Genomic DNA, 23,970 nt, shown 5'->3' on the forward strand with positions numbered 1-23,970 from the left:
CCAGTGTTCAGTATTTTAGTTTTCAGCCAATCTAACTTTCTAAATCTAAAAAAATGAGTATTTCAAAACTTGACAATCCCGCATTGATTTTAATTGACATTCAAAAAGGATTTAACGATGTTGCCTATTGGGGCGGAGACCGAAATAATGTTGACGCAGAAGAAAAAGCGGGTGAACTTTTAAAAATTTGGAGAGCTAAAAAACTGCCTATTTTTCACGTTCAGCATTGTTCTTCAAATCCAAATTCGATTTTAAACGAAACAAATCCTGGAAATGAATTTCAGGATATTGTGAAACCTCTTGAGGGAGAAACAATAATCAAAAAGAATGTCAATAGTGCTTTTATAGGAACGAACCTAAAAGAACTAATTGACAATGCTAATATCACGAATCTTGTTATTGTTGGTTTAACTACAGATCATTGTGTTTCTACAACAACTAGAATGGCTGGTAATTTTGGTTATACAGTATATTTAGTTTCGGATGCAACCGCAACTTTCAATAAAAAAGGTCTAAACGGAGAAGAATTCTCTGCCGAATTAATACATCAGACTGCTTTAGCAAGTTTAAACGAAGAATTTGCTCGGGTTGTTGCTTCTGATTTTATTAAAGAAATTATTTAAATATGTAAAAAGTGAAATGTAAAATGATTGACAAATTTACATTTCACTTTTTACATTTTACATTTTACATTTTACATTTATTCTCCTGTATAAAGAATCTTCTCTCCTTTCTTCAGAACATATCCTTTCCAAGGAATTAACTGCCAATCGCCGTTAACCCAAGAATCACCTTCCGATTTTCTTTCTAGAATGATCGATTCTTTCTGAGTATCTAAAAAAAGCTCTGCTTTATTTCCGTCAAAAATTACATAGGAAACCGTAGAATACGTTTTTCCATCTTCAGCATGGTTCAGTTTTGTGCTATTTTCAAAAATCCTGATACACTCTTTTTTAAGCGCTGACCAAGTATAGCCTGCTGAAGCTTTACAGCCATGCGAATCGGAATCTCCTCCAACCACAGCTTCTTTTTGTTGCTCTTTTGGAGTTGTACCAGTGGTGCTGGTATTTTCTTGAGAAACTTTCTTTCCGCAAGAAATTGCACTTGCCATAATCAAAAACAAAAATATCTTTTTCATAATCCTAAATTTATTTAAAGGTCAAAAAAAATAGGATTATAAAATCCTATTTTTGATATAACCAAGTTTGATTTACTTCAAAGGTAATATTATCATCGTTATCAACAAAGTATTTTAACAAGACTTCTCCCCATAATTCTCCATTACTGTAATCTGCAATGATCCAACGGTGGTTTAAAATTTTCACTTTATTGATGATAAATTTGTTTGGACCTATTTGATCTTGCCCTGTATAAGGATTTCCTTTTGGATTTGCATTGAAATCTAACAGTTTTTCAGTTACAACCGGAATTAGCTTCTCATACAAAATCACTTTTCCGCCAGAAGCACTGTTATCAAAGTAGTTTTGTGCATTTTCGTTATGCTCTAAAGAAAAATAATCAGCTTCTGCCAATTGAGTTTTTACTAGACTAATACTATCTCTTAGTTTCTTAGTTGTTTTATCATATCTATTCTGCGCAAATTTTACTTCACCGCTGTAGAACGCATAAGTAAAGACATTCATTAAAATAGCAAGAATAAAAAGATAAAGCATTAAGGATTTTTTCATTGTGTGGTATAATTAAATTGTAATTTCTAAATTATCGTAAGCCAAGAAAACATTTTCAGGAAGGCTTTGCTGCACTTCTTCATGAAATCCTAAAACATGGCTAATATGCGTTAAATACGCTTTTTCGGGCTTAACAAGATTAATAAAATCAAGTGCTTCTTGCAGATTGAAATGAGTATTGTGAGGTTCGACACGCAAAGCATTTACAACCAAAACTTTCAGCCCTTTTAGTTTTTCAATTTCAGCTTGTTCGATGGTTTTTACATCTGTCAGATAAGCAAAATCATCTATTCTATATCCAAAAACCTGCAAATCACCGTGCATAGCATTTATCGGAATTGCCACTTTATCGCCAACTGCAAAAGGTGCATTGTTTTGCACTTCGATTGTTTTTACACTTGGTGCCCCTGGATATTTGTTTACTGTTTCAAAAACATAATCAAAACGACGTCTTAGATTATCTAAAACGCGTTCATGTCCGTAAATTGGAATTTCTCCTTGTCTAAAATTAAACGGGCGGATATCATCTAAACCTGCAGTATGATCTGCATGTTCGTGAGTAAAGAGAATTGCATCCAATTTTTGGCATCCGCAAGAAAGCATTTGCTGTCTGAAATCGGGGCCGCAATCTATTACATAAGAATGCTCGCCCCATGTTATCCAAATGGACACACGAAGCCTTTTATCCTTAGCATCAGTGCTTTTGCAAACGGGATGATCGATTCCGATAATTGGAATACCTTGAGAAGTACCTGTACCTAAAAAATAAACCTTCAATTGAACTTAATTTTTTTACAAAAATAGGATTATTTCTCTTTCATTAGAAGCCTAATTTACTAACTTTGTAACAAATCTATTTAAAACAAAATGGGTACAGAAATAAAACTCAAGGGTGACAAGGTCATCGAACAGATTCCTTCTATAAAAGACAAAGCGTTACGCATTAATTTAAACGAAAATATTTACGGAACATTTGCTGAGATTGGTGCTGGACAAGAGACAGTTAGACACTTTTTCAGATCAGGAGGTTCGTCGGGAACTATTGCAAAAGCGATGTCTGCCTATGATAAAGATTTTAGTGATGCCATTTATGGGACTGAAAGCGACGGAAGATATGTTACTGAAGAGCGACTGAAAAAAATGCTTACACATGAAGGACAAATCATCGAAGAGCGTTTAAGTCGTGAAAAACACCCTACAAAACTTTTTTTTAGCTACGCTAATACTGTTGCCACAATAGATTTTGCCAAACAATTTAAAGGTCACGGCTGGGTCGGAATTAGATACCAAATTGAACCAGACGAAGCGTATAACGAAATTATCTTACATATTCGTTTTAAAGAAACCGACGCTAGATTACAACAAGAAACACTTGGAATTTTAGGAGTTAACTTAATTTACGGTGCTTTTTACAAATACAACGATCCAAAACGATTACTTCGTTACCTTTACGATCACTTAGATAAAGATCAATTAGAGATCGACACCATTAACTTTTCTGGACCTCGTTTTGCCGATGTAGACAATCGTTTAATAAGCTTGCAATTGGTTAAAAACGGAATGACAGATGCCGTAATGTTTAATCCTGAAGGAAAAAACATTCTGCCAGCAGCTATCTTATACAAAAAGAACCTTTTAGCTTTAAGAGGAAGTTTCCGTCCTGTTACTAAAGTAAATATGGACATGTATGAGAAATCATTAGAAATGTTTCTTAAAGAAAATAAAGTTGAAAAAAATAACACTCTGGTTGTTTTTGAAATCACTCTTTCCAATTTACGTTCTGACGGTGAGATTGACGAGCGTGACTTTATGGACAGAGCCGAATTACTTTGTTCTCTTGGCCAAACAGTTATGATTTCGAATTTTCAAGAGTATTATAAAGTTGTAGAATACTTCGCCAATTACACCAAAGCTCGTATGGGATTAGCGATGGGCGTAAACAACCTGGTTGATATTTTTGACGAGAAGTATTATCGTCATTTAAGTGGTGGAATCCTAGAAGCTTTCGGTAAATTATTCTATCGTGATATGAAAGTATTCTTATATCCTATGTTAGATGAAGATGGCTCATTAATGAATTCGAACAACTTAAAGGTTCATCCTAGAATGAAAGAATTGTATAAATTCTTTAAATTCAACGGAAAAGTGGTTGATATTGAAGATTACGATCCGAATATCTTGGATGTTTTCTCTAGAGAAATCCTAAAAATGATCAATCAAGGCATACCTGGCTGGGAACCAATGCTTCCTCCTGGAATTCCTGAAATTATAAAAGAACATCACCTTTTTGGATATCATCCTCAGAAAGAATTAGAACAAAATACGTAATAAAAAAAGTCCCTTTATTGGGACTTTTTTTTATCTTTCAGGTTTCAGGTTATTGTTGGAGTGGGTATTTTTTTTTACCGCAAAGCTCGCAAAGTTTTTCGCAAAGCTCGCAGAGAAATTATATAAAGCTTTGTAAAAGTTTTTTAAGTCCTCAAAGTAATATAATCTATACTTCTAAGCTTTGAGGACTTAAAAAAAACTTTAATTCAAACTGTAAACCTTTGCGAGCTTTGCGAAAAACTTTGTGAACTTTGCGTTAAAATTAAGTCCCAACAGGCAACTTGAAACTTGAAACCTAAAACTTGAAACAAAAATCTCTACTTCAAAATCTGCGAAGCGTGTTCTTTTGTTTTTACTTTTTCTATTACTTCTTCTATAATTCCTTTTTCGTTGATTACGAAAGTTGTTCTATGAATTCCGTCGTATTCTTTTCCCATGAATTTCTTCGGTCCCCAAACTCCAAATGCATTAATAACCGATTTGTCTTCATCTGCAAGTAAAGGAAATGGCAATTCGTATTTTTCTTTGAATTTTATCTGCGCTTTCTCACTGTCGGCACTAACACCAAGAAGTTCATAATTATTTGCTTGAAAACGATGAAAATTATCTCTTAAATCACAAGCTTCAGCCGTACAGCCTGGCGTACTTGCTTTTGGATAAAAGAAAACAACTAATTTTTTTCCAGCATAATCTGCTAGCTTATGTGTTTTTCCGTCTTGATCTATTCCTGAAAAATTTGGCGCTTTATCTCCTGCTTTTAATGTTGTCATACCTTTTTTTTATTTTAGATTGTTGATTTTAGAATTTAGATTACTGATTCTGTAGTTTTGATTTTAGATTATTCACAAAGATAAATTATAACTTACAACTCACGGCTCATAATTTGCAACTTCTTTTTGCCCCAGATTGAAGTGAAAACCCCGGAATTATGATAGTCTACATTTTTTGTATTTAAAAAGCGACCGAAGGAAGCTCTTTTAAATACTTAAAAATGTGACTAGCATAATGAGGAGTTGAAACGGAAAGCTGGATTAGGCACATCATTAAAATTATACTATTTTTACAACATTAAAAATACGGAAATGAATAAAGAAGCTCGCGTACAATTTGTTATTGATAAATTAAAAGAACTCTACCCTACCATACCTGTTCCGCTTGATCATAAAGATCCTTATACGCTTTTGATCGCTGTTTTATTGTCTGCACAATGTACCGATGTTCGTGTAAATCAAATTACACCTTTATTATTTGCAAAAGCCGATAACCCGTATGATATGGTTAAAATGTCGGTAGAAGAAATCAAAGAAATTATTCGTCCGTGCGGTCTATCTCCTATGAAATCTAAAGGCATTTATGGTCTATCTGAGATTTTAATTGAAAAGTATAATGGAGAAGTTCCGCAAAGTTTTGAGGCACTTGAAGCTTTACCTGCTGTTGGACACAAAACGGCAAGTGTGGTAATGTCCCAAGCTTTTGGCGTGCCCGCTTTTCCTGTAGATACGCATATTCACCGTTTGATGTACAGATGGAATCTATCTAACGGCAAAAATGTAGCGCAGACCGAAAAAGATGCTAAAAGATTATTTCCTAGAGATTTATGGAATGATTTGCACTTACAAATTATTTGGTACGGCCGAGAATATTCGCCCGCTAGAGGCTGGAATCTTGAAAAAGATATTATAACGAAAACAGTTGGTAAAAAATCTCTAATTGAAGAGTTGGAAAAAAGTACAAATAAGGTCAAAAAATAAAAGGCGCAGATAAAAAACATCTGCACCTTTGTTATTTTTCAACTTTGTATCTTTTTAAGAAAATTACATTCCCGCTTTTAAAGCATTATATTCTGCATTCATATCAAGCGACCTGTAAACGCCCAATAATGTTTTGGTAGCATCTGGATTTTTCGGTTCAAGAACCAATACTTTTTTCAAATACGGAATTGCGCTTCGAATAATATCATCTTTCTGAGCGTTCAGTTTGTCATATTTCTTCATTTCGGCTGGAGTAGTTCCTAATGATGCTATTTCATCAGCCAAATCTTTTTTCATTTGCAATTTCAAATAAGCCAAATTAATATAGGCATCAACATAATTCGGGTCTAATTCCAGAACATAATTATAAATAGATTCTGCTCTTGGATAATCCTTTTTTTCAAGATACGCATAAGCTAGGTTATTGTTGACTTCTGTTCTTTTAGAAGGCACAGACTCTGTTCTGGGTTTTTCGTAAAGACCTTGCTGTATTGCCGACTCTCTAGCTTTTGGCGAAATAAAAACGTCTTCTTCTTTTGTTTTCTTATTTGTCGCATAGTACAAAACTCCTTTTCCTGAATAATTAATCTTTTTCAGAAGTTCGTAGTAAGTCACAGCTGCATTGAAATCTTTGGCATTTAGAGATGAAGATGCTGCATTGTATAAGTTTATGGTATCTTTTTTATCAAACAAATATACCTTATAGCTTTTTTCGGCACTTTCTTTGTATTTTTCGGCTTTAAAATCTGCCATTGCACCATTTACAAGACTAGCTTTCATGTCTTTTAAAGCCATATTAGCTTTAATGGTCCACTTAAATTTTCCTGATTCGTTCTCGTATAAGAAAACGTCTTGATACGATTGCGATGCCAATGTAAAATTGTTTGCTGCATCTATGTTTTTTACAGCCAAATCTTTTAAGACATTACCTTTTAAGAAATAGTAATCAGATTTGTCTTCATCAGAAGCATTAAGAATAAGGTATTCTGTTTTAGTTAAAATAGTCAAAGCGTCTTGACTATTTCCTTTATCAAATAAAGACTGCGCTTCCTTAATTTTGTCTTTTTGGGCAAATGCGCCAATGCTCATCAATAATAAGCACGACAACACTTTAATGTTCTCTTTCATTTTTACGGTTAAGTTTTGGTGATTAAATGATTTTTCTTAGTTCTTTTGAGGCACAGTAAAGAGATAATTAAACTGGTTTAAAAATTATCTTTATTACCATTTGTGAGTAAACATTTTCTGGTCCAAATATTTTCTCAAAAATCAAATGAGCATCAAACTTAACAAAATAAAGCAGGGTAGTTTTTCTTCATAAACGATCTATTTTTTGGGGTTAAATATTTAATTTTTAATGTATTGTTTTTCTAATTCTTATCTTAATCAACTTTTCAATACGAATAACACTTTATAAAAGTATTTTATTCGAGTAAAAAGTTAGTTTTTTAACTAAAATAGAATTAAAAACCAAATAAACATATAAATTCTCATCAAATTTTTAAATTTTAACAAAACAAGAGAAAAATGATGTAAAAACCTTATGTTTTTTAAATCAGAAAAAGTAGAAATAAAAAAAACTCACTACTTGTATATTAAATATACAAACAGTGAGCTCTTAAACCAAAACGACCATTTGGTTTATTTTGATAAACATCCGACAGGAGCAGTGGGCTGTTTAGTTAGCTATAATCTCAAAATTTTTATCCTCAATCTTAACTACAGTCAAGGCTCTTGAATAATTCAATAAAAAAGAAACAACTTCTTTTTTAGGTTTAAGATTTTTAGAAGCTAATGCTTTTTTTGAGTAAATTTTCCCCATACTATCAGAATATTTTATACTAATATAACGGGCTTATTATCAAAATAGTATTAGTTGGTTAAAATAATTTGATGTTTATCTATTATTTTTCTCAAATTCATTAGCGCATAACGCATTCTTCCTAATGCTGTATTGATGCTAACGCCTGTTACTTCAGAAATTTCTTTGAAGCTCATGTCTTGATACATACGCATCACCAGTACTTCCTTTTGGTCTTCTGGCAGCTCTTCTATTAGCTTTTTCAAATCAAGTTCTACTTGATCTACAATCATTTTGCCTTCAATTGTCAAGGTATCGTCTGACATAATAGAGAAAATAGAAAACTCTTCTGTCTCTCTGTACATTGGCATTTTCTTTGTTTTGCGAAAATGATCTACAATTAAATTATGAGAAATACGCATAACCCAAGGCAAAAATTTACCCTCTTCGTTGTACGAATTACTTTTTAAAGTTTTAATTACTTTAATAAATGTATCTTGAAAAATATCATTTGAAATATCTCTATCAGCTATCTTAGAATATATAAATCCATATATCTTAGACTCGTGCCTTTTTATTAATGTTGCAAGTGCAGCTTCACTACCGTCAACATAATTTTTTACTAATAGAGCGTCTGGAGTATGCAGATCAGCCATAATAACTACTTTTTTTAGTTTTAATTTTAAAATTTGGAGTATTTTCTAAAAAGTAGTTTTTTTATATAGGCGTTTCTTTTTTATAGGTTATGTTAATATTGTGACCAAATTTAACAAATTTTAGTTTTAAAAAGCAAATAAAATCATTAATAATTATTAGTAAAACTTTTATTAATGTACAATAAACATAAAATTTACGTACAAACAGCTAAAAATTCACAAAACAAAAGAGGCTTAAAAGCGTTAAAAAATACATCTAAACACCTCAATATTAACGAGATAATATTTACTTATTCATTCAAATCAAAATTCAAATTACAATTTTTCTCGGAATAAGCAGACAATTGTTTAATATTTTTTTCGCAGAACAATTTATTTCCATGCAAAAAGCATCTTTTTTAAGTTAAAATGCAGTTCAAAAAAGAATCCTAAAAGATTAAAATAGTTAAGATTTGGAACTAAATCCTTAACTAAATCCAATTCAAAATTGATTACTTTTGTAAAAATTGACTTTTTTATGCAAATTGACCTTTCTAAAATAGATCCAAAATCAAATATTATAATTAAAGGAGCACAGGTACATAATTTAAAAAATGTAGATGTTGTAATTCCGAGAAATAAACTGGTTGTCATTACAGGTCTTTCAGGATCAGGAAAATCGAGTTTAGCTTTTGATACTTTATATGCCGAAGGACAAAGACGTTACGTAGAAAGTTTATCCTCTTATGCGCGTCAGTTTTTAGGCCGTTTAGACAAACCAAAGGTAGAATACATTAAAGGCATTGCACCTGCAATTGCTATTGAGCAAAAGGTTAACACAACCAACGCCCGTTCGACTGTAGGAACTTCTACAGAAATTTACGACTACATCAAACTTTTGTTTGCGAGAATTGGACGCACGTACTCTCCTATTTCTGGGCAGGAAGTCAAAAAAAATACCGTTACAGATGTTATTTCCGACGTTAAAAATCTTCCACTCGATAGCAGATGGTTACTTCTTGCTCCTATTCATCTTGAAGAAGGCAGACAATTAGAAGATAAACTAAAAGTGCTTTTACAGCAAGGTTTTGCCCGTATCTTGGTTGATAATGAAATGGTTCGTTTAGACGAGTTTTCTGCTTCAGATTTACATCAATTAGACAATAAAGATATTTTATTGATCATTGACCGTATTGTTGTAAAAGAGGAAGAAGAATTTTATAACCGTCTGGCTGATGCTGTACAAACTGCTTTTTTTGAAGGAAAAGGAATTTGTTATCTTCAAGAATTAAATGCCGAAAAGAGATTTTCTTATTCGAATAATTTTGAGCTTGATGGAATAACTTTTCTAGAGCCAAATGTGCATTTATTCAGTTTCAATAATCCGTATGGAGCTTGCCCTGTTTGTGAAGGTTATGGAAATATAATTGGCATTGATGCTGATCTGGTTGTTCCGAACACTTCATTATCCATTTATGAAAGCGCTATTTATCCATGGCGTGGCGAGAGCATGAGCTGGTACAAAGATGAATTGGTCAAACATGCTTATAAATTTGATTTCCCAATTCACAAACCCTATTTTCAATTAACGGACGAACAGAAAGATTTAATTTGGACTGGAAATCAGTATTTTCAAGGACTTAATGATTTCTTCAGAGAATTGGAAGAAAAAAATTATAAGATTCAAAATCGTGTAATGCTTTCGCGTTACCGCGGAAAAACAAAATGTCATATTTGTAAAGGCAAACGTCTGCGCGAAGAAGCATCTTACGTAAAAATAAACGGAAAAACGGTTTCTGACTTGGTAGATTTACCAATTAAGCATTTGGTTACTTTCTTCAAAAACATTGAATTAAATCAGTACGAACAGCAGATTGCTAAACGTTTGATGGTTGAAATTAATAATCGTTTATCTTTTTTAACCGAAGTTGGATTGGATTATCTTACTTTAAATAGAAATTCTGCTACACTTTCTGGAGGAGAATCTCAGCGTATTAATCTAGCAACTTCGCTTGGAAGCAGTTTGGTTGGATCGATGTATATTTTGGATGAGCCAAGTATAGGTCTGCATCCCAAAGATTCTGAAAGACTAATTAAAGTATTGCTTTCTCTTCGTGATCTTGGCAACACCGTAATTGTGGTTGAGCATGACGAAGATATTATGAAAGCTGCCGATATGATTATTGATATTGGTCCCGAAGCTGGAACTTTTGGAGGGAAATTGGTTGCACAAGGAACTTATGATGAAATTTTGAAATCTGATTCTTTGACCGCAAAATATTTAAATGGCGATTTAGAAATTTCTGTTCCAAAGAAAAGAAGAAAATTCAAAAATCATATTGATATTATTGGCGCACGCGAAAATAACTTAAAGAATATTAATGTTACTTTTCCATTAGATGTTCTAACTGTTGTTACAGGAGTTTCTGGAAGCGGAAAAAGTACTTTAATTAAGAAGATTTTGTTTCCTGCGGTACAGAAAAAACTGGAAAGCGCCTCTGAAAAAGCAGGACAATTTACTGAAATTTCTGGATCTTTTTCGCAAATTAAGCATATTGAGTATGTAGATCAAAATCCGATTGGAAGAAGTTCAAGATCAAATCCAGTTACCTATATCAAAGCATATGATGATATTCGTGATTTGTATGCCAAAGAAAAATTATCCAAAATAAGAGGGTATCAGGCGAAACACTTCTCTTTTAATGTTGACGGAGGACGATGCGAAACTTGTAAAGGAGAAGGTTCTATCAATGTCGAAATGGTCTTTATGGCCGATGTTTCGCTACCTTGTGAAACTTGTGGTGGAAAGCGATTTAAAAAAGAAATTCTAGAGGTTACTTTTGACAATCAGAATATCAATGACATTCTTACCATGACAATTGACGATGCGATTGCCTTTTTCGAAAAAAACAAACAGGCTAAAATCATTCAAAAATTGCAGCCTCTTCAAGATGTAGGTTTAGGATATGTTCAATTAGGGCAATCTTCTTCTACACTTTCTGGTGGAGAAGCACAGCGTATTAAATTGGCTTCCTTTTTAGTGAAAGGAGCAACAAAAGACAAAGCATTATTTGTTTTTGATGAGCCTACAACTGGTCTTCATTTTCATGATATTAAAAAGCTTTTGGCTTCGTTTGATGCATTAATAGATAAAGGACACTCGATCATTGTAATCGAACATAACCTAGATTTAATAAAATGCGCCGATTGGATACTCGATTTAGGTCCAGAAGGCGGAGAAAATGGAGGTCATTTATTGGCATCTGGAACCCCAGAAGATATTGTAAAAGTAAAAGAATCGGTAACGGGAGTTTACTTAAAAGACAAACTATAAATCTTACTCGTTTTTAAATAACAAAGCCATAAATGCAATTGATTAATTTGCATTTATGGCTTTATTTATTTCTCGTTTTTTAGCTTTCTTATGCTACCAAACATCTTTCCTCAAAAGGAAGACCATCTTCGTCAATAGCTACTAAAATCTTTTTTTGTTTTGAAGCTTCAAAGGTTAAGTACAGCCATGCAAATGACCATAAACCTAGAGTTAAACAAAAAATCAAAAAATTCAAACTGTGATTAACCACTTTACCACCTTTAGATAAAACTGCGAAAAGCAATTCATCATTTCTTTCTTCTAAAGTAAATCCATTATGAACTTTGGTTGATATCATATTAGAAAATACTTGCATGCTTTGTTCATGGCTGAGATGATTGTACTTCATAATTTCTAATCTACAATTAATTCTGGTTACACTTTATTCGTAATTTCCTTCAAAACTATTTAATTCCTAACAATAAATAAACACCTACATCTAGTCATTTTATTAGAAAAAAAACTGAATTTCGAGCAAAGTACTGACAAACATTCATGATAAAGTTAATTTTTATTCAATTAATTACAAAGTATCCATGTGTTAAAGTTTTAAATTTAATTACTCGTTATCAATTATTTAACCTTTGCTTTTAATATTAAAAACAGGAGATTCATAATCCTCTTTCAAATAATTAGGCGGAATTGTTGTTGTGTTTCCATCTCGTAAAGCACTGTAATGAGGCGACATAATCTCTATACCTGCTGCATTAAAAGAATCTTGAATATTTTGATGAAGCGAAGAATAAATCCTCGGTTGTTTGGTTGGTTCTTTGGTATAAACATTTATTTGATACGAAACATAAAAATCATCTAAACTGGTTTGCAATACAAATGGTTTAGGTTCTTTTTCTGTCATTTCCGTTTTTAAAGCGGCATCAATCAAGGCAGCATAAATGTCTTTCCAAGGAACATCATATCCAATTGTCACTGTGGTATGTATTAATAATCCGTTTGTGGACTGATTTGTGTTTGCCGAATAATTGGTTGAAGTACTTGACAAAACGGTAGCATTTGGAATTGTTATATCTTCAAATTTTGGTGTTCTAATTCTGGTGACCAAGGCAGTTTTTTCAATTACTTCACCGCTTACATCACCAATTTTTATAAAATCCCCTATTTTAAACGGACGCATATAGGTAATAACCAAACCTGCAACCATATTGGCAATGGCATTAGAAGAACCAAGCGAGAATAAAACTCCGACAAATACAGAAACTCCCTTAAAAATAGGAGAATCTGAACCTGGCAAATACGGAAAAATAATCACCAGCATAAAAGCGTACATTAAAAGTCTGATCACGTTGAATGTCGGTAATGCCCAATCACTATAAAAGCCATCAATTTTAATGTTTTCTGATTTTATTTCATAAAAGAAAAACTTAATTACCTTAAGAGAGTATTTAAAAATAATGATGATTACAATTATGGTAAACAAGCTTGGCAAAAAGCTGATAAATCCCATAAAAGCCAATTTAGCTGGCGTTAAAATCCATTTGAGCAATGTTGTTGTATAGTCTTTTGTAGCAGGAAATATGCTGAACAAAACAGGAAGCGAAAGATATACGATTAAAATAAGCGTAATTATTTTTATAATCCCAAAAAATCGAAGGAACAAAAACAACTGTTTGTCTGGAGATAATATATTAATTGAATTGTAACTGACTCCTTTAAAATACCTAGCTCTATTTTTTACGATATATCTTTTTATGAAATTGAAAACTTTCGATATCAAAAATAAGACTAATCCAATTATAAGAGTTAATAATACTGTATATCCAATTCGTTTAGGAAGCTGCGAATAATTTTCATTCTGATAGATTATTGCACTTTTAATTTTAGCTAAATTGCGATTGGCAATCGCGCTTACTGTGCTATTTTCGGCTTTTGCATCGGCTTCCAAAACAGACATAATCACCAAATCGCTTTGATATACAATATCCATAGAAACATCAGAAGAAATAACTTTTATAGAATCTTTTTCAAAAAAAGACTCATTGTACAATCTCTTAATTTTACTAGTAATATATTGTGCTCGTTCTTTTGCAGAAAAGGAGCCAACATTATGGTAAATAAAAAAAATTGTATCATTAAAAGGCTTAACAGGATAACCTTTTGGTTTTACTGTTGCAGATTCTTTTTCTTGGTTTTTCAGATTATTATTCTGGGCGATTACCGAAAAAGAAAACAAGACAAAAAACAAAGCTAATAACCTAAGTACTTTTATTTTCATATTCTATTAGAAATAAATTAGTTATCCTTTCTAACAAATATAAAAACAAAAAAGCTACGATTTTTAAATTACTTTCTTTTTTACAGAAAAATCAGATCAAATTTTAAAACCTAATTTTTTAAAAATTGAATCTATAACATTATTGATATCTGGTGAAATCTTAAATTTATAATTCAAATACAGATATAAAATAGTTACTAATATCGATTTTAAAGCAATACTGATTAATTGAAAAAACGGGAATTCCCAAAAATAAAACAATAAAAACAATGCAAAGGTTAAGAGCATCGAATGAATAGTCTGTTTTGTAAAAGGGTATAAATGAAGTTTTTTTACCACAAAAAGCAGTTTTGCCAAACTATATAAAGTAATAGATAAAAGTGTTGCAAAGGCAGAACCAAAAATCCCGAAAATCGGAATAAATATCATGTTTAAAATTACGGTCAGAACAACAAGCATTAATCCTAAATACAATACCATACGGTAATATTTGGTATTAAAAATAATAGCATTATTATTTCCTAAAATCAAGTCAAAATACTTAGAAAGACCAATCATAAATACAACTGAAATACCTCCACTGTATTCTTTTGGAACCAATTCATACAATTGATGAATGTTCACAAAAATACACAGCATTACAAATCCACCGACAATCTGTAAGTTAATTGACGTTTTTTTGTATAGCTGATTCAATTCGTCGTGTTTGTTTTCATGCATTAACTTTGCCGTAATTGGATACACAATCTGATGCATGGCACGGCTCGGCACTGAAATAACCAAAGCAATATAAGTAGCGACTGAATAATAAGCAATATTTTCAATCTTCATGTATTGATTCAGCATCAGCTTATCTCCATCTAGAAGCAAATTGGCAACGCTTCCTGACAAGATAATATAAAAAGTATACTCCATTACACTTTTTACATTTTCTGGTATTGTAATCTGGAAATTCGGCTTTTTAATATAAAATGCATAAAACATTGTGATAATAAAAGCCAGAAAATAAATACCCGCAGTTACATAAACAAACTCAACTAAACTGATCCAATTGAAATACAATCCGATTAAGGCAAATGTAGAAAGTAGTCTTAAACCAACTTCTTTTATAAAGTTTCCAAAAACAGAATGCATATGCACTCTCGCCCAGGCGTAAAATATCTCAAAATAGGCCATGCAAATTCCAATAAACGGAATAAGAAGCATGAACTCACGAACAACTGGGTTCTCTTTAGAAACAAAATCGGTTATATCGTCATAGAAGAAGATTCCGATAAGTCCTAATGGAATACACATTAAAATGGGAAACAGTGCGGTAAAAGACAAAAACTGCTCTCTTTCTTCTTCTGTTTCATATTGCGAATAAAACTTTACAAGCGTATTCTGCATTCCGATTGCAAACAAAGGCATAATTACGTTTGCTGCAGAAGTAACGTAATTGGTTAATGCGTAATAAGTTGCCCCAAGAAAAACGGGATAAAGGTATAATGTATTAATGGCTCCGATACCAAAACCAATATATGTAATTATAGTGTTTTTAAAAGACTGATTTAAGACAATACCCATTTCTTGAGTTTAGATTGTATTTTATTTTTAAATGATTATCCTCTAATCAGCTGTGCTAATTGTTTGGTTAGGTTTTTTCTCGAATATTGCTGTAAACCAATTCCATGAGATTGTAATTTCCCCTCCAAAAACTGATTAAAAAAGTCCAAAATTACACTTTTTAATTTCGCTTTCTCAGAATAATCAAAAAATACTCCAGTATTGGTCTGTGTAACGATATCGGCAAAGTCTGAACCTTGAGGCCCGATAGCGATTATTGGACGGTTTGAGACCATATATTCGAACAATTTTCCTGGAATAATGCTTTTAGTATCTTCAGAATTAATTTCTATTAAAAGTAAAACTTGAGATTTTCGTTGATGCGAAACGGCTTCTTTGTGAGAAACGTACCCCACCAAATTCAAATAATCATTTAATTGATGTTCTTGAATAGCATCTAGAACTTCTTGACTTACTGCTCCAATTAATTTTATTTCTAAATGCGTCTTAAATTCTGGAACTTCTTGCAATAATTCAACTAATACTTCCCATAAAAATGGTGGATTTCTATCAGATAAGAATGAACCAATATGGGCTAAAGTAAATTTAGTGTCTAGCGTCTGTTTTCCGACAGTTTCAACATCGTAACCGTTTGTGATTACCGTAATTGGCTTATTGGTAATAGCCTCAAATTCAGCTTTTGTAGTTTTACTTGTTACAATGATTTCGTCTGCAGAATTAAGCACTTTGTGTTCTAAGTTCTTATGCTTTTTTTCGGCATAAGAAGATAAACGAAGTGCTTTGTGATAGCCAATTGTTGTCCAAGGATCACGAAAATCCGCAAACCATTTTACTTTTAATTTCTGCTGTAATTCTAAACCAATTAAGTGCAAACTGTGTGGCGGTCCAGAAGTTACAATAGTATCGATATTATTTTCCTGAATGTATTTTTCTAAATAAGAAACTGATGGTTTTACCCAAAACACACGAGCATCTGGAATAAAAAGATTTCCACGAACCCAAAGAAATGTTTTATCCAAAAAGGTCTGTTTTTTCTTTTGCGGAAAAATTCCTGAACTGATTTTCTTGGTTTTGTTTTTGGAAAAAATAGAAGCCAATTGATAAGGCTCCCAGATTTTATTCTTTAGAACAATTACTTTATCTGATATCTCACTTACCAAACCTTCATCAACAATTGGGTAAGTCGGGTTTTCTGGAACATAAACTATTGGTTGTACATCAAATTCGGGCAGATATTTTACAAATTTCAGCCAACGCTGTACTCCAGGCCCTCCCGCAGGTGGAAAATAATAGGTAATTATTAAAAGTTTTTTTTGTTCCATATTTAAATTACACAGAGATTCACAAAGTCAACACTAAGTATAGCAAAGATTTTTTTAATTATTTTGAGTATCTCTGTGACTTTTTTGCGAATCTTTGCGGTAGAATTTTTCAAAATAAATCCCTCCAGCTAAAAGCAACAACATTCCGATTGAACTTATTAACGTAATGGTTCCTCCAGTTTGAATAATCTGAGGCTCAAATTTAAATTCAATAGTGTGTTTTCCAGCAGGAACTTCCATTGCTCTTAGAACATAATCAACTGGAAAATGATCTGTTAATTTACCGTCTATATAAGCGTTCCAGCCATTTTTATAATACATTTCAGAGAAAACAGCTAAACCATCTCCGTTATTTTCAGATTTGTATTTGATATAATTTGGCTTATAAGTAACAACTTTAATTGTTCCTGTTGTGTCAAAAGCTTTCTTTAATCTCGCGTTTTGGAATTTACTTTCATGCTCGTGAACATTGAAAACTGCTACTTTTTTAGTGTCTAAAGTATTCAACGCTTTCATTACATCATCTGGTTTATTTACCAGTTTTACTGCACCCACAAACCAAGCATTTCCGTTAGCATCTGGATTAACAGCAGGAATTTGATTTCCTTCTTTATCTACTTGAATTACATACTTAACATTCAACATATTAAGCACTTCAAGGTTATTTTTAGCAATTTGATAATCATACAATTGCTGCATTCTTCTAGGTCTTACAGCACTATAACCTCCAATTGTTTTATGGAAATAAGAAGATCTACCTTGCAATTGTCCCTGAAGGTCAAACACACGATAAACTGAAGTGTCTTTTAATATCTGAGAATCTGCCTGCGTTTCTTGAAAAGGAGCTGCAATCTGAACTGGGCTAACAAAATCTTTGGCAGAAACGTATTTTTTATCTACAAAGAATAAATCAAAAATCATTACCAATCCAACTACAACTAAAGTAGTTGTTTGAGAGAATTTATTCTTTACAAACATCCAAAGCACTACAAATGTCACTATAATTAAGAATCCAGATCTTAATAAATCCGCATAATACATCGTCATTCGGTCTTCTCTTAAGGCATCAACGAAACCTGGCCCGTAGCTTTCCAAATAAGCACTATCGTTCATTCCAGTAAAATGGAAGAAGCTTTTTGCTATTAGCAAAATAACAAGTACGCCTAAACCAAAAACTCCTGTTTGCACTAATGCTTTCTGCTGTAATTTTGGTTCATCTTTAGCTTTAAAGAATGATTGTAATCCCATAACTGCTAAAACAGGGAAACACAATTCTAAAATAACCTGAATTGAAGATACAGCTCTAAATTTATCGTAAAGAGGAACATATTCTATAAAAAAGTCTGTCAATAACGAAAAGTTTTTCCCCCAAGAAAGCACCAAAGTAAAAAGTGCTCCGGTAAGAAAAACATATTTAATTTTTCTTTCGTCTATAAATAAAGCTAAAACTGCTAAAAAGAAAACTACAGCTCCAATATAAGCTGGTGCAGAAACGATTGGCTGATCTCCCCAATACGTTGGCATTCCAGAAACAAAATCCTGAGCTTGAGATGCAGGAACTCCCTGCTCAAGCATAAATGCATACATACGGCTGTCTGTACCCACGTTTTCGTGACTTGAACCTCCAAAAATTCTTGGTGCAATTAAATTTAAACTTTCCGCAATACCATAACTATATTCTGTAATATAATCTGTCGTCATAGAAGCAGTCGTTTCATTTTTAGATCCGTCTGGATTAAAAGTCAACTCGCTTTTATCTCTGATACTGTATTTAGCATATTCGTTGGTTGCCATTAAATTACCTGCATTGGCACCTAAGGCAAAAATCCCTGCAACTAGTAAAACTCCACAAGAAATTAAAAGTCCTTTAAAATCTTTTTCTCTAATAAAATTGTAAGCATAATAACCTGAAAGTATAAATAAGAAAATCAATAAATAATAGGTCATTTGGAAGTGATTGGCACTAATTTCTAGTGCTACGGCAAACATGGTGAGCAGACCTCCCTTAATATACTTCTTCTGAAAGACGAGTATAAACCCAGCAATCACCAAAGGCATATAGGCAATAGCATGCGCTTTAGCATTATGCCCAACCCCTAAAATAATGATCATATAAGTGGAGAAACCAAAGGCAATTGAACCTATAAAGGCTTTCAAAGGATCTGTTTTTAAAACCAATAATAAGCCATAAAAACCAAGGAAATATAAAAATAAGTAATCTGCTGGACGCGGAAGAAAACGTAGTACGTCATCGACTTTGCCTATAAAATCGTTTGGATAATTTGCTCCGAGCTGATAGGTTGGCATACCTCCAAAAGCAGAGTTTGTCCAATAAGGTTCAGCATTTTCCGTTGCTCTAAAATCGTTTTGCTCTTTTGCCATTCCGGTGTATTGAGCAATATCAGACTGGAAGATTTGTTTTCCTTGCAGAACTGGATAAAAATAAATTAACGAAACAAAAATAAAGCCCAAGATAACAAGGGCATGCGGATAGAACTTATTTACTATTTTCAATTTTGGCTAGTTTGGGTTAAAATGAATCCTAAATTTTCAGGACACAAATCTAATCTATTTCTTCGTAATCGACATACTCTCCCACTTTTTTGGTTTCGCGCGGGTTTTTAGCATTAGCGGTATTAATGATTATTTCATCATTATTACTTGTATGTTGATTGTTCTGATACGTATTGCCTTGATTATACTGCTGTTGCTGTCTTTGAAAATTTTCACTAGCATTTTCTACCGCCTTTTTAACCAATACTGGCAAAAAGATTCTAGCTAAAAATTTAAAAATGTAATAAAAAGCTATAACCCACATGATGGTCTTAAACAAACCTGAAAATGATGCTTCTTGCATAACTATATATTTTTTTCCAAAATTAATAAATCCATTCCTTAAAAATAAAATATGAATCTTAAATAAATAATAAAATATGTACATTTGAAATGCGTTATTATTTTTTAATCCAAAAAAAATTATATGTCCAAAATTAAAAACTTACTTGCCCCGGTACTTTTTTTTATTCCACAACTGTTTTTTGCACAATATACTGATGTTATTAATTCCAACCGCCCAGGAGAAACCATGTCAGCATATGCTGTCGGAAAATCTGTAATTCAAGCTGAACTTGGTGTTTATGGAATTAAAGAAAAGCACGATTTATTAGATTATGATGCCAGCGGATTTGGTACAGATTTAACCCTAAGATATGGAGCTTTTTTAGAACAACTAGAATTTATTGTTGATTTACAATACCAAACAGAAAACTTTGACACTCCGTATACTAGCTATAAAAAGAACAATTTCAGACAAACGGTTTTAGGAGCTAAATATCTTATTTATGATCCATACAAAAACTATAAGAGAGAAGTAAACATTTACAGCTATAAAGCCAATCGTAATTTTCAATGGCGCGAATTAATTCCAGCGGTTTCGGTTTTTGCTGGAGCTAATTTTGTTGGCGCAAATAATCCTTACTATTTTTCTCCAGATGGCGAAATTTCACCTAAAGTTTCATTGATCACGCAAAACTTGTTAGGAGGCGGATCTTGGGTGTTTGTAACTAATATTTTTGCAGATTATATCAGTACAGACTATCCAAGTTACGGATATATCTTAACTTTGACGCACGGATTTAATGATAGATGGTCTGGTTTTATTGAAAACCAAGGACATAAAAGTGATTTTTATAGTGATTCAATCCTTCGTGCAGGAGCTGCTTTTTTGCTGTCTTCAAATATGCAGGTTGATGCTTCTATAAGTACTAATTTCAAAAACACCCCATCTATTGTATATGGAGGCGTTGGAGTATCATGGCGTTATGACGGATGGTACAAAGAAAAACAAATTGAAAATAAAGCCGCAGATAGAGCTAAAAAGAATCCTGACAACGAGAAAAAAGTTGATTATCAGGAAAAAGAAAGAAAACGTAAAGCAAAATACGAATAAAAACATAATAACTAGATCCTTTTTAAGGACTCTCAATACCACCTAATGATTACAATTAAAGAAGCCAAAAGCAAGAAAGAATTAACCGAATACATTAAATTTCCTTTCTCATTATACAAGGATAATCCGTATTGGGTGCCACCTATCATTTCAGACGAGTTGGAATCTTTTGATAAAACTAAAAATCCTGCGTTTGATAATGCTGAAGCTTATTTTTATCTAGCATACAGAGACAATAAAATTGTTGGACGTATTACTGCCATTATCAATTGGTCTGAAGTTAATAATCAGCATAAAAGAAAAGTTCGTTTTGGATGGTTTGATGTAATTGATGATATTGAAGTTACAAAAGCACTTCTAGAAAAAGTTTATGAATTAGGAAGAAAACACAACTTAGAGCATGCTGAAGGCCCAATGGGATTCTCAAATCTAGACAAAGTTGGTGTTCTTACCGAAGGTTATGATCAGGTTGGAACCATGATTACTTGGTATAATCATCCTTATTATGTAACTCATTTTGAACAATTAGGATTTCAGGTTGAAAAACAATATATCGAAAGTATCTTCCCTTTTTCAAACGTAAAACCAGAGTTCTTTCAGAAAGCTGTGGCTTTAATCAAAAAACGTTACGAAGTAAGATCTCTAACTTTTACCAAAACAAAAGACATTATGCCTCACGTAGACAAAATGTTTGATTTGTTTAATGAATCTTACGAAAAACTTGCTTCGTTTGTAGCGATTTCTGATATTCAGAAAGAATATTTCAAAAAGAAATACATCAGTTTCATCAATCCAGAATATATTAAGTTTGTTGTTGATAAAGATGATAATTTAGTTGCTTTTAGCATTGTAATGCCAAGTTTTACAGAAGCATTGCAAAAAATAAAAGGAAAATTATTTCCGTTTGGTTTTCTACAATTATTAAAGGCTAAAAAACACAGTAAAGATGTTGTTTTTTATTTAATCGGTGTCCATCCAGATTATCAGAACAAAGGTGTAACGGCATTAATTTTTGATGAATATTACAAAACTTTTTCAGAAAAAGGAATTAGAAATTGCATTAGAACTCCAGAATTATTAGAAAATAATGCAATCCATTTGCTTTGGAAAAACTTTGACCCTACTATTCACTGTCAGAGAAAAACTTATTTGAAGGATCTTTAATTTTAGTTTTTAGTCACGGTCACAGTTTTCAGTTTTAGAAAATTAACTATAAAAAAAATCCATTCGCCCCCAAACGAATGGATTTTTCACTTTTATAAAACACATCATTATTCTACTTTGCAATCTACTTTTACCAAACTATTTTTTGCATCAAATTTCAGTTTTGATTTATCTTTAAATGAAACCTTATCATTTGCGGTTACCACATCGCCGTACCCTTCAATAAAAGTTCCGTCTTTTTGCAGAAAAGCAACCTCTCTTACAGATGAAACTCCTTCCGAATTAAATGTATAATCAGCAATTAAAGTATCGCCTTTCATGTTCCCGATTAAGGTTCCTTCATTTTTATCTTTTCCAACCAGATTATAGCTTAGCTTTCCATTTACTTCCTGATGGGAATTAACGTTAAAACTCATCTCTATAATACTTCCGTTAAGTCGCCAAGCATAACATTGATCTCCCGCAGGCTCTACAAGTTCAGCTTCTTTTGGCGGACTTGGTGTAATTTGTACCGGCTCTATCGTCGTTGTTTCTTTTTTACAAGAAGCAAAAACCGACAGCGAAAGTACAGCTATTAGTGTTAGTACTTTTTTCATAATTCTTTATTTTTATTTTGTGATTATGATATAAAGTTACCTCAAATAAAAAAAAATCCATTCGTAGAACGAATGGATTTTTTTACATAATTCCCACTTAAGGAAATCTATTTTTATGAGAAATTACGAGACGTCAACAGTTGTACGTTCAGCAATTTCTTTATAAGTTCCGTTAACTAATTTCTCACGGATCGCTTCAAATGCTGTTAAAGTCTCTTCGATATCAGCTAAAGTGTGAGAGGCAGTTGGAATCATTCTTAACAAAATAATTCCTTTTGGAATAACTGGATAAACCACAATAGAAAGGAAAATTCCGTAATTTTCTCTTAAATCGTTTACCATTACCATTGCTTCCGGAATACTTCCTTCTAAGTAAACTGGCGTAATACAAGTATTAGTATCTCCAATGTTAAATCCTTTTTCTTTAAGACCGCTTTGCAATGCATTTACGTTTTCCCAAAGTTTGTCTTTAATTGCAGAAGATTTACGCAATAACTCTAAACGTTTTAAAGAACCAATTGTTTGAATCATTGGTAAAGCTTTAGCAAACATTTGAGAACGTAAATTATATTTCAAGTAATCAATAACTGTTTTATCAGCCGCTACGAAAGCACCGATGTTAGCCATAGATTTTGCAAAAGTAGAGAAGTAAACATCAATTTGATCTTGAACTCCTTGCTCCTCACCTGCTCCAGCACCAGTTTTACCTAAAGTACCAAAACCGTGAGCATCATCTACTAATAATCTGAAATTGTATTTTTTCTTTAATTCAGCAATTTCTTTTAATTTTCCTTGCTGTCCGCGCATTCCAAAAACACCTTCAGTAATAAATAAAATACCTCCGCCTGTTTCTTCTGCCATTTTAGTAGCACGTTGCAGGTTTTTCTCCATACTTTCCAAATCATTGTGTTTGTATGTGAAACGTTTACCCATATGCAAACGAACACCATCAATGATACAAGCATGTGAATCTACATCATAAACAATAATGTCATTTTTAGTAACCAAAGCATCAATGATAGACACCATTCCTTGGTAACCAAAATTTAATAAATAAGCAGATTCTTTCATTACGAATTCTGCTAATTCATTCTCTAATTGTTCGTGGTACGTAGTGTGTCCAGACATCATACGAGCTCCCATCGGATACGCTGCACCAAATTGAATTGCTGCATCAGTATCTGCCTGACGAACTTCTGGATGATTGGCTAAACCTAAATAATCATTTAAACTCCAGTTTAAAATATTTTTTCCGTGAAATTGCATTCTAGGACCCAACTCTCCTTCTAACTTTGGGAAAACATAATAACCTTCTGCTTGAGAAGCCCATTTTCCTAAAGGTCCTTTATTGTCCTGAATTCTTTCGAATAAATCTTTTACCATAATATATGTAGTAATTTTTTTTACTTAATCAGCGAGCAAAAATAATCATTATTAATTTAAAATGAAGAGCCTCAATTATTTTTATTAAAAAATATTCGGCCACAAAAGAAATATAAGATTTTACATCTATTTATTTAATCCCCAAAAAGCCCCTTAACTCTCTAATTGTGTAAAAACATGATTA

21 protein-coding genes are annotated in these 23,970 nt (G+C 32.4%); 6 read left to right on the plus strand and 15 right to left on the minus strand.

The genetic code is table 11. From position 1 onward, the window contains the following. Positions 1-53 precede the first annotated feature (53 nt). Positions 54-623, plus strand: a complete 570-nt coding sequence (locus SOM12_RS20655; RefSeq protein WP_320495212.1) for a cysteine hydrolase family protein — start codon at positions 54-56, stop codon at positions 621-623. Positions 624-700: 77 nt separating this feature from the next. Here the strand turns inward: SOM12_RS20655 and SOM12_RS20660 are convergent, their stop codons facing one another. The 3 genes from SOM12_RS20660 to SOM12_RS20670 are packed head-to-tail and all read right to left on the minus strand — an operon-like array spanning position 701 to position 2,465. Beyond that, positions 701-1,138 carry a hypothetical protein gene (locus SOM12_RS20660; RefSeq protein WP_320495213.1) on the minus strand — a complete coding sequence of 146 codons (438 nt, stop codon included), beginning with the start codon at positions 1,136-1,138 and terminating at the stop codon, positions 701-703. A gap of 46 nt (positions 1,139-1,184) precedes the next feature. Then, positions 1,185-1,688: a hypothetical protein gene (locus tag SOM12_RS20665; RefSeq protein WP_095929976.1), complete on the minus strand. Its 504-nt coding sequence runs from the start codon at positions 1,686-1,688 to the stop codon at positions 1,185-1,187. A gap of 12 nt (positions 1,689-1,700) precedes the next feature. Then, complete coding sequence (locus SOM12_RS20670) at positions 1,701-2,465, minus strand: MBL fold metallo-hydrolase (RefSeq protein WP_095929975.1); 765 nt, start codon at positions 2,463-2,465, stop codon at positions 1,701-1,703. 90 nt (positions 2,466-2,555) lie between these two features. Between SOM12_RS20670 and SOM12_RS20675 the strand changes: the two genes are divergently transcribed. Continuing rightward, positions 2,556-4,016 (plus strand): TonB-dependent receptor, encoded by a 1,461-nt coding sequence (locus SOM12_RS20675; protein ID WP_095929974.1) that lies wholly within the window; start codon positions 2,556-2,558, stop codon positions 4,014-4,016. A 317-nt stretch (positions 4,017-4,333) separates the two neighbouring features. Here the strand turns inward: SOM12_RS20675 and bcp are convergent, their stop codons facing one another. Further along, the gene (bcp, locus tag SOM12_RS20680; protein ID WP_320495217.1) at positions 4,334-4,786 is read right to left on the minus strand and encodes a thioredoxin-dependent thiol peroxidase; all 453 of its coding nucleotides are present in this window, start codon (positions 4,784-4,786) and stop codon (positions 4,334-4,336) included. A 312-nt stretch (positions 4,787-5,098) separates the two neighbouring features. Between bcp and SOM12_RS20685 the strand changes: the two genes are divergently transcribed. Beyond that, positions 5,099-5,767: an endonuclease III domain-containing protein gene (locus tag SOM12_RS20685; protein ID WP_095929972.1), complete on the plus strand. Its 669-nt coding sequence runs from the start codon at positions 5,099-5,101 to the stop codon at positions 5,765-5,767. A 63-nt stretch (positions 5,768-5,830) separates the two neighbouring features. Here SOM12_RS20685 and SOM12_RS20690 read toward each other — a convergent pair whose 3' ends face one another. The 3 genes from SOM12_RS20690 to SOM12_RS20700 form a co-directional block, all read right to left on the minus strand. Continuing rightward, positions 5,831-6,895 carry a tetratricopeptide repeat protein gene (locus tag SOM12_RS20690; protein ID WP_095929971.1) on the minus strand — a complete coding sequence of 355 codons (1,065 nt, stop codon included), beginning with the start codon at positions 6,893-6,895 and terminating at the stop codon, positions 5,831-5,833. Positions 6,896-7,445: 550 nt separating this feature from the next. After that, positions 7,446-7,589, minus strand: coding sequence for a hypothetical protein (locus tag SOM12_RS20695; RefSeq protein ID WP_248726141.1), 144 nt, complete (start codon positions 7,587-7,589; stop codon positions 7,446-7,448). Positions 7,590-7,639: 50 nt separating this feature from the next. Beyond that, the gene (locus SOM12_RS20700; protein ID WP_250835419.1) at positions 7,640-8,224 is read right to left on the minus strand and encodes an RNA polymerase sigma factor; all 585 of its coding nucleotides are present in this window, start codon (positions 8,222-8,224) and stop codon (positions 7,640-7,642) included. 517 nt (positions 8,225-8,741) lie between these two features. Between SOM12_RS20700 and uvrA the strand changes: the two genes are divergently transcribed. Continuing rightward, entirely contained in the window at positions 8,742-11,537 is a 2,796-nt protein-coding gene (uvrA, locus tag SOM12_RS20705; protein ID WP_320495222.1) for an excinuclease ABC subunit UvrA, read from the plus strand. Positions 11,538-11,625: 88 nt separating this feature from the next. On the opposite strand, the gene SOM12_RS20710 is transcribed toward uvrA, so the two are convergent. The 6 genes from SOM12_RS20710 to SOM12_RS20735 form a co-directional block, all read right to left on the minus strand. Continuing rightward, entirely contained in the window at positions 11,626-11,925 is a 300-nt protein-coding gene (locus tag SOM12_RS20710; protein ID WP_172426902.1) for a hypothetical protein, read from the minus strand. A 228-nt stretch (positions 11,926-12,153) separates the two neighbouring features. Continuing rightward, the gene (locus SOM12_RS20715) at positions 12,154-13,806 is read right to left on the minus strand and encodes a mechanosensitive ion channel family protein (RefSeq protein WP_320495223.1); all 1,653 of its coding nucleotides are present in this window, start codon (positions 13,804-13,806) and stop codon (positions 12,154-12,156) included. Positions 13,807-13,902: 96 nt separating this feature from the next. Continuing rightward, positions 13,903-15,372 carry a polysaccharide biosynthesis C-terminal domain-containing protein gene (locus SOM12_RS20720; protein WP_320495225.1) on the minus strand — a complete coding sequence of 490 codons (1,470 nt, stop codon included), beginning with the start codon at positions 15,370-15,372 and terminating at the stop codon, positions 13,903-13,905. A gap of 35 nt (positions 15,373-15,407) precedes the next feature. Next, a complete protein-coding gene (locus SOM12_RS20725) occupies positions 15,408-16,694 on the minus strand; it encodes a glycosyltransferase family 4 protein (RefSeq protein WP_320495226.1) in 1,287 nt (428 codons plus the stop codon). Positions 16,695-16,748: 54 nt separating this feature from the next. Then, positions 16,749-19,208 (minus strand): YfhO family protein, encoded by a 2,460-nt coding sequence (locus tag SOM12_RS20730; RefSeq protein WP_320495227.1) that lies wholly within the window; start codon positions 19,206-19,208, stop codon positions 16,749-16,751. Between the two features lie 49 nt (positions 19,209-19,257). Then, positions 19,258-19,551, minus strand: a complete 294-nt coding sequence (locus SOM12_RS20735; protein ID WP_095929994.1) for a DUF4834 family protein — start codon at positions 19,549-19,551, stop codon at positions 19,258-19,260. A gap of 123 nt (positions 19,552-19,674) precedes the next feature. On the opposite strand from SOM12_RS20735, the gene SOM12_RS20740 reads away from it, so the two are divergent. After that, positions 19,675-20,643, plus strand: a complete 969-nt coding sequence (locus tag SOM12_RS20740; RefSeq protein ID WP_320495228.1) for a transporter — start codon at positions 19,675-19,677, stop codon at positions 20,641-20,643. 45 nt (positions 20,644-20,688) lie between these two features. Further along, positions 20,689-21,807: a GNAT family N-acetyltransferase gene (locus tag SOM12_RS20745; RefSeq protein WP_320495229.1), complete on the plus strand. Its 1,119-nt coding sequence runs from the start codon at positions 20,689-20,691 to the stop codon at positions 21,805-21,807. Positions 21,808-21,914: 107 nt separating this feature from the next. Here SOM12_RS20745 and SOM12_RS20750 read toward each other — a convergent pair whose 3' ends face one another. Then, positions 21,915-22,403, minus strand: a complete 489-nt coding sequence (locus SOM12_RS20750) for a hypothetical protein (RefSeq protein ID WP_320495230.1) — start codon at positions 22,401-22,403, stop codon at positions 21,915-21,917. A gap of 123 nt (positions 22,404-22,526) precedes the next feature. Beyond that, positions 22,527-23,786, minus strand: a complete 1,260-nt coding sequence (locus SOM12_RS20755; RefSeq protein ID WP_095929960.1) for an aminotransferase class I/II-fold pyridoxal phosphate-dependent enzyme — start codon at positions 23,784-23,786, stop codon at positions 22,527-22,529. Between the last annotated feature and the right edge of the window lie 184 nt (positions 23,787-23,970).

The sequence above is a fragment of the Flavobacterium sp. CFBP9031 genome, from assembly GCF_034044945.1.
Lineage (GTDB): Bacteria > Bacteroidota > Bacteroidia > Flavobacteriales > Flavobacteriaceae > Flavobacterium.